Below are 11,103 nucleotides of genomic sequence, written 5' to 3'. Positions count from 1 at the left end.
GACAGTCCCAGACCGGATCGTGCGCGGCCAGCCTCCCCCAAGGCTGGCCGCACCCCGTTTGGGCACATCAACAGTAGTTTCGCCGGTGTTTTCGAGCTCTTCACGCCGCTATCGTACATACCTTCAGCGACCGTGCGTATCAGAGATCTGAAGGATGGATCTGTTCCAACATCCTTCACTCCTGCTGAGATTGTTGGGGCCATTGATCCGTGGCCTTCGGCACCCAGTCAGTGAAACGCGATGGCAGATGAGATTGATTATCCGGGTCGCTGGCAGAAACCTACGTTCCGACCGCAAGGGGGCAAATGGGGCTCGCGAGACGGTGCGTGGATAATTCTCATGGTAGGTGGAGGCTCGAAGCCTTTTCCAGGTCGGCGAACTTGAATTCGCCTCGCGCGTGTGATCACGTCGCCTCACAATAGGCGGGGACGACATGGGGCAAATATCGGCTGCGTATAGGATGCTTGGCGGCCTTCGGTTTATGCTTGCAGCCGTCGTCCTTCTCAGTCACACGTGGTTTCTCTGGTTCGGCACTAGCTCGCCCCCGTTCGTGCAAAGAATCGGGATCGGCAATTTCGGCGTCATGGGCTTTTTTGTGCTCTCCGGATTCATCATCGCGGAGGCCATTGACGTATTCTATCCTCGCCGGCCCGGCGCTTTCCTTGCTAATCGGGTCCTGCGGCTTTTTCCAGCTTATTGGGCAGCCGCCATCCTTAGCGTCGCAGTCCATGGCGTACTGAGCCACTTCGGCATCCTGAAGCTTCCAGACTATGAAACGCCACCCGCCGTCATGTACGACTGGCGCAACTATCTGGTTCAGATCACAGCGATCGTTCCGGTCTTGAACTTCAACCGCTTTCTACCACGGATCGAATGGTACTATTTTGTACGTTTCGCTTGGGCGATCTTCGTTGAGTTCGCCTTCTATCTTTATGTCGCTATCTGCATGACGGCTTGGCCGGCCTTTCGCCGGTTCATGGGATTGACGGCCTACGTCTCTCTTTGCGCAGCGGCCGCACTCGCGATCCACCTGACGCACGAGCACGGCAGGCATTTGCACGATGCATTTCAACACGTCCCGTATTTCGTGCTCGGAGTAGCATTCTATGCAGTAATGACGCGCCCACGAAACGCTGCTGGATGGTCGTTCCTCGTTGCCGGTTATTTGCTCGCGGGAATGCATTTTGCCCGATACACTCAGGGGCAGCCCTCGGCCTGGGGAAACTGGACGGCCAATTTCTTCACACCCGAAGTCCTCGCCCCGTGGTGCGCGATGATGCTGATCCCGCTAATCATGCTCGCTCTTGCCACCTGGAGACGAGCACCACCTCACATAACCGAGATGGACCGCAAATTGGGCGACCTAACCTATCCATTATACCTCAACCACTATGCAGTGCTGGTACTTGTCTATTCCCTCGTTAGCGTCAGCAGCCTCTGGGCGCAGGTGGTGGCCATCATCGGCTCGATTGCCGTTGCGATGGCAATGAAGAGCATTGTTGAACAACCGCTCACCTCTGTTCGCAACAGCCTTCGTGGCACCCCTCTGAATTCAGTCGAACAAAACTGCGACGTACGCTCCTCAGAAAAGACGAATCGTCTGCAGCAACGCTTACGGTAATAGCCTCTTCATTTTGGCATAATCTGAAGAGCGGATCGGCGCGCTACCTGTACTTATAAGCCCCCCTCCAAATCCCGTCACCGTTTGGCACCTCGTTGCCATTCCGAGCTCCATTCTCCCACGAAGAACGAAGCTCGATCTTCGCGATAAGCGACGTGTTAATGCACCATTGTGCACCTGCAAATCTGACTGGCGGGCGATCAACGTCTCGACGGGGGAGCGGAACGGTGGCCCCTCCAAGCGCTGAGAATGATGGGTGCAAAACTGCGCATCAAAAAAAGCCGAAGTTCGCACAGGGGCCGTCAGAGATTTTCAATGACTCACAAGACGCTCTCCGAGAAACCGCCTCGTCAAAAGCTCTTCCTGTAGGTTACAGCGTAACCTCCCCCCACGATCGAAGGAGGCAGAATCGACTGGTGCTACAGCCACTCGGGTTGATATCGTTTGATCTAGGCTCGCCTGCCTAAAAGGCAACCGCATCAGACCTCATCCAGAACCCGCAGCATCGCCTCCTTGGTTCTATTCTTCAGCATTTCGAGCTTGGCCTTGACGTCGTTGAGCGCCTCGGCGTCGAAGTCGCTGAAGATATACGCGTGCAGCGCTTCCCAACGCGGCGATAGACGGTCGATCTTGGTGCGCGCTTCATCAGACAGCGACATCAGCACCACGCGGGCATCTTCCGTCGAGGGCACCCGATTGAGCAGCCCCATCCTCTCCAGGATCTTGGTTTGAGTTGTGACGAAGGTCGAGACGGCGTGGATCTTGTGTGACACGTCGCCTACGGACACGCCATTTCCGTGGTCGAGATCGGCGATCGCCATCAAGATCAGCCACTGCGAGCCGCTAATTCCGAACAGCTTTGCCCACGCGCGGCGCATGTCCTCGAGATTGTTGCTGATCGAGACGAAGTCCCAAATCACCTGGTGAGACACGCCGAAATCTCGGTGCGCGCACGCTTGTGAAACACCGGGCGGCTCCTCGGCCCCCACCGCCTGGAGCGGCTGCCTCACCAACGACGGCCGCGTAACGGCTTCGTCGTGATGCTGCTCCCTAGTCCGATGCGGCATTCCCGCCCCTCCGAATCATCCCCGAAACGTCTTTTTTTGTTTGTCGACTCGGACGAACCCGAAATCGCGGCGCAGCCGTGATTGCGTTATGTACCCAAACTTGAGCTGAGACCAAAGGTGCCATTTTTCGTCCCAGTCGTACGCTCGTTGGTCGTCTCTATCTCCAGCGGCAGCTGCGATGGCCTGAAAACAAAGTCGTTTCAAGCCTGTCGCAACTGCCGATCGAGCATAGAGCCGGCCGCAGCCAAGCCCGGATCGCGGAATTTGGACGTGACAGAATCGTGACACCCTGTTGCCTCAATACCACAGTTTTGTCCGATGACGTCCCGCTCCTTTGTTCGATCCTTCCGTTAGCTATGTTTGTTATGTATCTAGTTCCCTGACGGAGGGGGGCAACCTCGAAGTCGTCCCGGCTCAAACTGCTCAACGCTCTGGCATCGAGCAGTCGGGTTCACGGGCGGGCTCGTACCGGAAAACAGCACCGGTCGGCATGCCCTTCGAAGGCAAACTTGGAGGTTTACGATGAATTTTGCGAAGAGCCTTATGCTCGGTGGTGCGGCGCTCCTCGTCGCCACCGCTGGTGCGCAGGCGGCCGATCTTCCGCTCAAGGCCAAGGCGGTCGAATACGTGAAGGTGTGCTCGCTTTACGGCGCAGGCTTCTACTACATCCCGGGCACCGACACCTGCATCAAGCTCGGCGGCTTCATCCGCGCCGAGTACGCGTTTAACGCCGGCGGCATGACGGAAACTCCGTCGTGGAACGGCAGCGCTGGTCAGGGCAACCGGCTTGCCAACAACACCATCTATCGTTCGCGTGCCGACCTGAACATCGACACCCGCACCGCGACCGAATACGGCGTGGTTCGCACCTACTTCGACTCGGTGTTCACCTGGACCACCGGCAGCGACACCGTCGCCAACGGTAGCCTCGGCGTGTACTTCGCGTTCGTGCAGTTCGCCGGCTTCACCTTCGGTAAGGCGGTCTCGCAGTTCTCGACCCCGTGGAACGGCAGCCCGGGCAACATCGGCTCGAACCTGCTCGGCGGCGACGATACCTCGACCGGCGTCAATCAGGTCAGCTACACTGCTGAATTCGGCAATGGCGTGTCGGCCTCGATCAGCCTCGAAGACCAGTCGGGCTATCGCTGGGCGCAGGGTCCGTCGAGCTCGACCATCACCGTGCTGAACGTGACCCCGGGCCTCGGCTCAGCAGCCAACTGGCTCAGCGGTTACGCCAGCGGCGCGACCAACTACACCGCCGGCACCAGCATTCCGGACATCGTCGGCAAGGTTCGCGTCGACCAGGCCTGGGGCCTCTTCCAGGTGTCGGCGGCCGCGCATCAGATCCGCGCCAGCTACTACGATCCGAGCAACGAGACCTCCGGCCATCCGAGCGACAAGTGGGGCTACGCGGTTCTCGCCGCCCTGTCGCTCAAGAACCTGCCGACCGGCCCGGGCGACTCGATCAACCTCGACGCGACCTATGCTGATGGCGCGATCCGCTACGTGATCGGCGGCACCAGCCCGAACTACTTCTCGATCTTCGGCAACAACGCCGATGGCGTTGCCTATCAGACCCTGGGTATCGGTACGGCTGTCGACGGCGTGTTCGTCAACGGTGGCGGCATCGAGACCACCAAGGCCTGGGGTATCCGTGGTGCCTTCAACCACAACTGGAACCCGAACTGGGCGACCTCGATCTTCGGTTCGTACTCGTCGGTCGACTACGGCAGCACCGGTGGCGCTCTCTACACCGCGGCCCTGTTCAATCGCGTTGGCGGTAACTTCACCGGCACCCCGAACTTCAACATCGCTCAGATCGGCACTCGCACCTCGTGGACCCCGGTCAAGAACCTGACGTTCTCGGGCGAAGTGATGTGGACCCGCCTCGACCAGAACTACACCGGCTTCACCGGTTCGGTTTCGCCGGGCGGCACCAAGCCGACTGCGGTTTACCAGTTCAAGGATCAGGACACTGTGGTGGGCGCAGTCCGCGTCCAGCGCACTTTCTAAGTCCGAAACAACTTGTAAACCTCCAAGGAACCTCCGGCGATGCCCCGCCGGAGGTTTTCCTTTTTGGAGGTCTTAATTCAGCGCGTCGAGCTTGCTCCGCGTTTGGATAACCTCATCAAGTCTTACCCGGCCTGCTAACGAATCCCGGGCGCCGTCCCTTTGTCTTCCGGAACGTTTTCTTGCCTTGGAACTTGTCGTCGCGGAGACTACGCGATGCGCAAGCCGATCGGCTTTGACGACGACACGTTCGACAAACTTACACAGCTCGGCCGCGATCGGATGGCGACACTCCAAGAGCTCGCCGACGAGGCGTTCGCCGACCTTCTGAAGAAGCACGGCGTGCCGATCGACTTGAAGGATGCGCTGCGTAAGAGCGTAGCGCCGGCTCTGCATCGCAAACATTAAGGAGCAGCCGATGTCCGCCGACCCGGATCCGTTCACGCTGGGCGAAAGCGCAGCGCGCGAGAACATTCCCGCCGAAGCCAATCCCTATCACGAGGGCAGCGAAGAACACGCGCTGTGGGCGGCCGGTCATGAGCGCGTCGCGACCGCAATCGAAGCGAACGAGTCCGAAGGAACCTGACGGAAGCCGGCCGCGAGGGCCGCTGCTCTGCTCACCCGATCTTCTTAAGCCCCTTGGCGTAGCGCTGGCCGTTGGCGACATAAAAGCCAGCGCCTGCCAGCATCGCCTGGACCTGTTCGGGGGAAAGCGTCCGCGCGACCTTGGCCGGCGCTCCGAGAATCAGAGAGTTCTCTGGAAACGACTTGCCTTCGGTGACCACGGCACCTGCCCCGACAACGCAGCCACGCGCCAGCTTGGCGCCATTCATCACGATCGCACCCATCCCGATTAGAACGCTGTCCTCGATGGTGCAGCCGTGCAGAATGACGTTGTGGCCGATGGTGCAGCCTTTGCCGACCTTGAGGGGAAAGCCCGGATCGGTGTGGCAGGTCGTGCCGTCCTGAATGTTGGAGCCCTCGCCGATCTCGATCCATTCGTTGTCGCCGCGCAGAACGGCGCCAAACCAGACCGAGACCGAACTACCGAGGCGAACTTTGCCGACCACCGAGGCGCTGTCAGCGATGAAGTAATTTCCATCTTCCGGAAGATCAGGCCGCTGCCCGTCAAGTTCGTAGATCGCCATCGCTGTCTCCTGTCGTCCGCTCCGTCATGACAATGCAGCGGCCTCGACGCAATGGTTTTCAGGTGAACACTCCGAGAGCCTGCAACGCCATCACAACCACCGTTCCTGACATCAGGCTCCAGAACCCAGCCAGCAGAGTCGCCAGCATCACGAATTGCGCACGCCGGAGATCGGAGGTGCGCGGCCCGGTCAGCGTGTTGCGCATGATGATGAACGGCGCTGCGAACATCAGAAACGGAAGAGCCGCAAAGCTCTGCGGGACCACGCCCTGTTGCAGCAGACTGAAGCCGGCGGGGCGCTGCGCCATCGCCTGATAGGCGCTGGTCAGCGCGCCGGCGACGGCAAAGCCGATCAGAAGCGAGAACAGATTGTTGAGCGCATCGGGCGACATCAGCAGCTTCCCAGCTCGATGGGTAGGCTGAAGGTGTCGCAAAAATCTACGACGGGCGCCACGACAGCCTTAAGAAAAGGTTAACGCGCCGAAGAAGAATTACTCACGTGCGCCGCACAATCCCGTTCGGAACCGATTCGCCGCGTGGCATAGTCCGACTGATTCGTGGTGTCGGATGTCTGCGTTGTCATGACTTTGGTATCGTCGCTTCCGGGCCGTCCGCGCGATTCCCGCGCCCGGCGCAATCATTCCCGCGTCCCGTTGATGATCGGCGGTGCGATCGGCGCGGCTTCGATTGCGGCTGTTGCCTATCTGCTGTGGCCGACTTGGCACGTGCAGACGGTCGGTGATCCGGATCGCACCCCGGTGACGATTGGCGACACGCTGTTCAATGTGCCGACCAAGGCATTTCGGGTGAAGTATCAACGCCGCTCCGGGCCGCAGGAGCGCGTCGACCTCGCGTTCCTGTATCCGTCACTGCTGCCGCCAGAGCGCGCTACGCATAAGACGGCAGAGGAAATCGCCGAATTTCAGCCGATTGATCGGATTTTCGTCTCGATCGCCGCGCACCAGGACACGCTGGCGCCTGAGACACGGCTGCGCACGATCTATCCCCGCTATCTCGCGCCGGTCGCTCCGCAGACCACGGATGGGCTGACAATGCGCCCGTTCCTGGAAGGCTCACCTTACGCGAACGAGGATCTGTTCGTAGCTACGGAGCAGCCTGAACTGGCTGCGCGCTGCACGCGAGATCGGCAAACGCCGGGAATGTGCCTCAGCGAAATGCGGATCGAAGGCGCCGACCTCACCTTCAGGTTTCCGCGACAATGGCTGACGGAGTGGCGGAACGTCGCGCATGCGATCTCGCAGCTCGCCGCGCAGATGCATGTGCGCGGCTGAGGCGACAGATCCGGTTACTCGACGTCGGCCAGGTCGTCTTCCAGGATCGCCATCTGGAACTGGAACGAGCGATCGTCGTCCTCGTCGTCGACGAACAGCACGCCGATGAACTCCTCGCCGATATAGACCTCGGCCGAGTCTTCCTTCTTCGGACGCGGCACCACGCGGATTTTCGGATTGCCGAACACCCGCTTGAGATAGGCATCGAGTTTTCTGACTTCCTGAACGTCCACGGTAATCTCCAATTCATCTGGGCGATGGCTAGCGCAGCGCCGACGGTATTCGTTTCGTCGCGCGACCGGCCACGGCCGGGGTCGCCGTCAGTACTTTCTCACGGCCGCTGCCGCAACCCCTCGCGGCGAGTTGCGAACCGCAATCGAGGCCGATGGCAATTCGACCGATCAGAGACCAATCGCGTTGATCATCTGATCCATGGTGCGTGACGGCTCGGCGCAGCCGGCCTCCCCTACCACCTTGGCCGGCACACCGGCGACGGTCATGTTGTGCGGCACCGACTTCAGCACCACCGACCCCGCGGCGATGCGCGCGCAGTGTCCGACTTCGATGTTGCCGAGAATCTTGGCGCCGGCGCCGATCATCACGCCGCGCCGGATCTTCGGATGGCGATCCTCGTGCTCCTTGCCGGTGCCGCCGAGCGTGACGCCGTGCAGGATCGAAACGTCGTCGTCAATCACTGCGGTCTCGCCGACCACCAGGCCGGTGGCATGATCCAGGAAGATGCCGCGGCCGATCTTCGCCGCCGGATTGATGTCGGTCTGAAACACCGCCGACGCGCGGCTCTGCAGATACAGCGCGAAATCCTTGCGTCCCTTGCCGAACAGCCAATGCGCCAAACGATGCGTCTGAATGGCGTGGAAGCCCTTGTAGTACAGCAGCGGATCGATGAAGCGCGACGTTGCCGGATCGCGATCGAACACCGCCACCATATCGGCGCGAAACGCGTTGCCGATGTCCGGCTGATCGCGCAGGGCGTCCTCATAGGTCTGACGGATCAGATCACCGGACAGCGCCGCATGATCGAGCCGCTCGGCGACGCGATGCACCACCGCGTCTTCCAGACGATCATGATGCAGCACGCTCGCGAAGATGAACGAGGCCAGTTCGGGCTCGCGCCGAACGATGTCTTCGGCTTCGCTCCGCACCCGCTCCCAGATCGGATCGAGCGCCGTCACGTTCGCACTCTGCGGATTGATCTGATGCATCACCATGCCGGCTCTCTCGATCGGTCGTTCAGAACACTATACCACGCCAGCCGCGGCGCTGTCGCGGCGACTGTCGAAGCCGGCTCGGCACGTGCCAAGAATCGTTAAACCCTTGAAGCCAGCCAATATTCCGAGAGCCAGCGCCATCATAGCGAACCCATCACCTTTTCAAAGTGGGCGGCTGCGGCGACGGAATCAAGGCCGGAGCGGCGGGGCGCCGTCACGGCCGCCGCGCCAGGAAATCCACCACGCCTTCCTTGTAAACCCTGTCGCCGACCGCGCGCATGTGGTCGCGGCGCGGGATATCCAGCACTTCCGAGCCCGGAATGATGTCGCCGAGGTCGTGTGCCGAGCCGGCGACGTCGTCGTCTGTGCCGACCGCGATCAGCACCGGGACGGCGATCTGCGCGGCGTCCTCGCGGCTCATCAGTCCGCGCGATCCGCGCATACAAGCGGCGAGCGCTTTGCGATCGGAACGGGTCTGATCCGCGAATGCGCGGAAGGTGCGACCAACCGGATCGGTGACATCGTCGAGCGCGTCGGCCTCAAGCGCGTGCGCGACGTTTTCACCGGGACGCCCTTCGTTGCTGAGGAGCCCCATGCCGAGACCGCCGAGCACGAGCGAGCGGAGCCGCTGCTCCTGCCACCGAGCGAGATTGGCGCCGATCCGCGCGCCCATCGAATAGCCCATGACGTCGGCGCGCGCGATGCCAAGATGATCCATCAGGGCCACGGCATCGGAGGCCATCGCCTCGAGCGTGTAGTCGTTCGGATCGTACAGCTTGCTGGACTCGCCGTGGCCGCGATTGTCGACCGCGATGACCCGGCGCCCGGCTCGCTTCAATTCCGACAGCCAGGACGGATACACCCAGTTGACGTTCTTGTTCGAGGCGAAGCCGTGAATCAGCAAAATGGGCTCGCCCTGGCCTTCGTCGAGGTAAGCGATGTTGACTCCGGCGTGATCAAAGCTCGGCATCAGGTATCCGTCGTTGATAATGGGAATAAGCGTGGAGGGTTACTTCGTCAGGCCCGGGGGCGGGCGCAGCCGGGCCACACGATCCGTCGCGTCGGCGAACCAGCATGGCCGTGATCCGCGCAAACGTAACGACAGCATCGGACTTTATCATTATTGTACCGCTCGCACTATGCCTCGGCCCCGGCAGATGCCGCGCCGATCGACGGCTCCGGCTGTTTGGTTGCGGCAAGCGCGCGTTTGGCCGCCTTGCGTTTGCGGCGATCGAGCCAGCGTTGCGTCAGCCGCTCGGTGCCGGCCTTCAGCGAGGTGACGAAGCCGATCAGCATCATCAGCGCACTGAAGATCCACGAGGCGAAATTCCACAGGCCGGTCGTGAGCAACAAAGCACCACGCCCGAGCAGCTTGATGATCGCACGGGTCTGACCACCTTTAGCTTCGGCAAGTTTCGCGGCCCGCGCCACATCCTTCGGATTTTCAGCAACCTTAAGCGCATCGAACGCTCCGCGCGTGCCGGCCTTCTCGCCGATCTTGCCGACATCCTTGGCGAACCGCATCAAACCGCCGGCTTTCTCGGTGCGGACTGCAGCCCTCACCGCATCGAGCGTCTGCGCCGGGCGAAGCAGCGACGCATCAGCGACGGCACGTTGCAGCGCTGGCGCATCGACCACTTCGCGAGCCGAACGACCGGCCCATTTCGCAAGGCCCTCGCTGATACGTCCGACCTTGCGCGCATCCTTCACCAGGGTCAGCCCGGCCCGCGCCGGCGCCGCTGCGCCGACGCTGACATAAGTCGCAGCGGTCACTGCAATGCCCGCGGCGGCGAGCCCGAGCACCAGATGATCAGCAGCCTCCCCGGTCGCCAGATGTTTGCCTTCGCGGATCACGTCCCGGATATCGCCGAACACGAAGAGATCGCCTGCGACCGTGCCGGACAGACCTGCGAGATCGTCGGCCTGGCCGGTGACGAGACCGGTCGCGAAACGTGTCGCCACTTGCGCAGATGCACGATCCGCAGCGACCGCATCATCGACGCGCCGTGTCAGTTCGTCAGGCAACGCGACCCGATGCGCGCCGGCCAGTTCGACCAGGCTGCCCGCGAGATCAGCATCGCCTGCGGCGAGTGCAGCCTCGATCTGTCGCGAGATCATGCCCTGATCTCGCCGCAAAGCCTCCGCGATCTGCAGATCCGACAAGCTGGCGGGATCATCCTGTGCGGTGATCAGTTTGGCACTGTACTGGGCGTGTGGCCAAGCGGCGACCAGCGCCACAGCGCTGATTGCAAGGCAGAACTTCGCCACGCCGAGTTGTAGCCGCATCCGGTCCTCGTGTTTCTCCCTAGGAGATGGTGCGTCATCACTTCGACACAACCGATCAGACGAAAGGAGGGCTTCTCCCACACCACGGGATTGTGTCGAATTTCACCGGGCAATCTCTATCCGGCCGCTCTAGGAATCAGGCAGCGGCGCCGGTATGGTGCGCTGCACTGTTAGTTGCCCTCCGCTGTCAGCAAAGGTGAGCTGAATGTCCGACCACGTGGTTCCCCACTTCCAGAACGATGCCGGCGTTGCGACGATCGAAATCGGTTCGCGGGAATTTATGTGCGTCGGCGCCGCCCCTCCGTTCGATCATCCGCACGTGTTTCTCGACCTCGGTAACGACAACGAGATCATCTGCCCATATTGCTCGACGCTGTATCGCTACGCGGCCGATCTGAAGCCGGGCGAAGCCCGTCCGCCGGAATGCGTGCTGAAGGACAAGGTCGCCTGA

The 11,103-nt window shown here is 61.3% G+C and carries 13 protein-coding genes; 6 read left to right on the top strand and 7 right to left on the bottom strand.

Features of this window, described 5'->3' with window-relative positions; all coding sequences use genetic code 11:
* Nucleotides 1–481: 481 nt before the first annotated feature.
* The gene (locus DY467_RS09975) at nucleotides 482–1,621 is read left to right on the top strand and encodes an acyltransferase family protein (RefSeq protein ID WP_164635714.1); all 1,140 of its coding nucleotides are present in this window, start codon (nucleotides 482–484) and stop codon (nucleotides 1,619–1,621) included.
* A gap of 479 nt (nucleotides 1,622–2,100) precedes the next feature.
* Here DY467_RS09975 and DY467_RS09970 read toward each other — a convergent pair whose 3' ends face one another.
* Complete coding sequence (locus DY467_RS09970; protein WP_164635712.1) at nucleotides 2,101–2,688, bottom strand: MarR family winged helix-turn-helix transcriptional regulator; 588 nt, start codon at nucleotides 2,686–2,688, stop codon at nucleotides 2,101–2,103.
* Between the two features lie 522 nt (nucleotides 2,689–3,210).
* Here DY467_RS09970 and DY467_RS09965 point away from each other — a divergent pair.
* The 3 genes from DY467_RS09965 to DY467_RS26205 all read left to right on the top strand — a co-directional run bounded on the left by DY467_RS09965 (nucleotide 3,211) and on the right by DY467_RS26205 (nucleotide 5,284).
* On the top strand, nucleotides 3,211–4,701 hold the full coding sequence (locus tag DY467_RS09965) for a porin (protein WP_164635710.1): 1,491 nt from the start codon (nucleotides 3,211–3,213) through the stop codon (nucleotides 4,699–4,701).
* 213 nt (nucleotides 4,702–4,914) lie between these two features.
* Nucleotides 4,915–5,106, top strand: a complete 192-nt coding sequence (locus DY467_RS09960; protein WP_164635708.1) for a hypothetical protein — start codon at nucleotides 4,915–4,917, stop codon at nucleotides 5,104–5,106.
* Nucleotides 5,107–5,116: 10 nt separating this feature from the next.
* Nucleotides 5,117–5,284, top strand: coding sequence for a hypothetical protein (locus DY467_RS26205; protein ID WP_205502216.1), 168 nt, complete (start codon nucleotides 5,117–5,119; stop codon nucleotides 5,282–5,284).
* Nucleotides 5,285–5,315: 31 nt separating this feature from the next.
* On the opposite strand, the gene DY467_RS09955 is transcribed toward DY467_RS26205, so the two are convergent.
* Nucleotides 5,316–5,846, bottom strand: coding sequence for a gamma carbonic anhydrase family protein (locus tag DY467_RS09955; protein WP_164635706.1), 531 nt, complete (start codon nucleotides 5,844–5,846; stop codon nucleotides 5,316–5,318).
* Nucleotides 5,847–5,904: 58 nt separating this feature from the next.
* On the bottom strand, nucleotides 5,905–6,237 hold the full coding sequence (locus DY467_RS09950) for a DUF6949 family protein (RefSeq protein WP_107345217.1): 333 nt from the start codon (nucleotides 6,235–6,237) through the stop codon (nucleotides 5,905–5,907).
* Nucleotides 6,238–6,426: 189 nt separating this feature from the next.
* Between DY467_RS09950 and DY467_RS09945 the strand changes: the two genes are divergently transcribed.
* Nucleotides 6,427–7,137, top strand: coding sequence for a hypothetical protein (locus tag DY467_RS09945; RefSeq protein ID WP_164635704.1), 711 nt, complete (start codon nucleotides 6,427–6,429; stop codon nucleotides 7,135–7,137).
* 14 nt (nucleotides 7,138–7,151) lie between these two features.
* Here the strand turns inward: DY467_RS09945 and DY467_RS09940 are convergent, their stop codons facing one another.
* The 4 genes from DY467_RS09940 to DY467_RS09925 all read right to left on the bottom strand — a co-directional run bounded on the left by DY467_RS09940 (nucleotide 7,152) and on the right by DY467_RS09925 (nucleotide 10,652).
* A complete protein-coding gene (locus tag DY467_RS09940; RefSeq protein WP_012496853.1) occupies nucleotides 7,152–7,370 on the bottom strand; it encodes a DUF3126 family protein in 219 nt (72 codons plus the stop codon).
* 168 nt (nucleotides 7,371–7,538) lie between these two features.
* Nucleotides 7,539–8,366 carry a serine O-acetyltransferase gene (gene cysE / locus DY467_RS09935; protein ID WP_107345219.1) on the bottom strand — a complete coding sequence of 276 codons (828 nt, stop codon included), beginning with the start codon at nucleotides 8,364–8,366 and terminating at the stop codon, nucleotides 7,539–7,541.
* A 214-nt stretch (nucleotides 8,367–8,580) separates the two neighbouring features.
* Complete coding sequence (locus DY467_RS09930) at nucleotides 8,581–9,336, bottom strand: alpha/beta fold hydrolase (protein ID WP_164635702.1); 756 nt, start codon at nucleotides 9,334–9,336, stop codon at nucleotides 8,581–8,583.
* 167 nt (nucleotides 9,337–9,503) lie between these two features.
* Nucleotides 9,504–10,652 carry a hypothetical protein gene (locus tag DY467_RS09925; protein ID WP_164635701.1) on the bottom strand — a complete coding sequence of 383 codons (1,149 nt, stop codon included), beginning with the start codon at nucleotides 10,650–10,652 and terminating at the stop codon, nucleotides 9,504–9,506.
* 205 nt (nucleotides 10,653–10,857) lie between these two features.
* On the opposite strand from DY467_RS09925, the gene DY467_RS09920 reads away from it, so the two are divergent.
* A complete protein-coding gene (locus tag DY467_RS09920; RefSeq protein WP_011158974.1) occupies nucleotides 10,858–11,103 on the top strand; it encodes a zinc-finger domain-containing protein in 246 nt (81 codons plus the stop codon).

Source organism: Rhodopseudomonas sp. BR0G17 (assembly GCF_010907025.1).
GTDB classification, from domain to species: Bacteria; Pseudomonadota; Alphaproteobacteria; order Rhizobiales; family Xanthobacteraceae; genus Rhodopseudomonas; species Rhodopseudomonas palustris_H.
The sequence above is the reverse complement of the archived record's forward strand: the minus strand, read 5'-3'. Positions and strand labels throughout refer to the sequence as shown.

What these genes read in the sequence shown, in the direction of transcription:
- DY467_RS09950 (WP_107345217.1), bottom strand. Translation starts at nt 6,237, where the DNA reads ATGTCGCCCGATGCGCTCAACAATCTGTTCTCGCTTCTGATCGGCTTT.
- DY467_RS09975 (WP_164635714.1), top strand. Translation starts at nt 482, where the DNA reads ATGCTTGCAGCCGTCGTCCTTCTCAGTCACACGTGGTTTCTCTGGTTC.
- DY467_RS09970 (WP_164635712.1), bottom strand. Translation starts at nt 2,688, where the DNA reads ATGCCGCATCGGACTAGGGAGCAGCATCACGACGAAGCCGTTACGCGG.
- DY467_RS09925 (WP_164635701.1), bottom strand. Translation starts at nt 10,652, where the DNA reads ATGCGGCTACAACTCGGCGTGGCGAAGTTCTGCCTTGCAATCAGCGCT.
- DY467_RS09930 (WP_164635702.1), bottom strand. Translation starts at nt 9,336, where the DNA reads ATGCCGAGCTTTGATCACGCCGGAGTCAACATCGCTTACCTCGACGAA.
- DY467_RS09955 (WP_164635706.1), bottom strand. Translation starts at nt 5,846, where the DNA reads ATGGCGATCTACGAACTTGACGGGCAGCGGCCTGATCTTCCGGAAGAT.
- DY467_RS26205 (WP_205502216.1), top strand. Translation starts at nt 5,117, where the DNA reads ATGTCCGCCGACCCGGATCCGTTCACGCTGGGCGAAAGCGCAGCGCGC.
- DY467_RS09945 (WP_164635704.1), top strand. Translation starts at nt 6,427, where the DNA reads ATGACTTTGGTATCGTCGCTTCCGGGCCGTCCGCGCGATTCCCGCGCC.
- cysE (WP_107345219.1), bottom strand. Translation starts at nt 8,366, where the DNA reads ATGGTGATGCATCAGATCAATCCGCAGAGTGCGAACGTGACGGCGCTC.
- DY467_RS09960 (WP_164635708.1), top strand. Translation starts at nt 4,915, where the DNA reads ATGCGCAAGCCGATCGGCTTTGACGACGACACGTTCGACAAACTTACA.
- DY467_RS09920 (WP_011158974.1), top strand. Translation starts at nt 10,858, where the DNA reads ATGTCCGACCACGTGGTTCCCCACTTCCAGAACGATGCCGGCGTTGCG.
- DY467_RS09965 (WP_164635710.1), top strand. Translation starts at nt 3,211, where the DNA reads ATGAATTTTGCGAAGAGCCTTATGCTCGGTGGTGCGGCGCTCCTCGTC.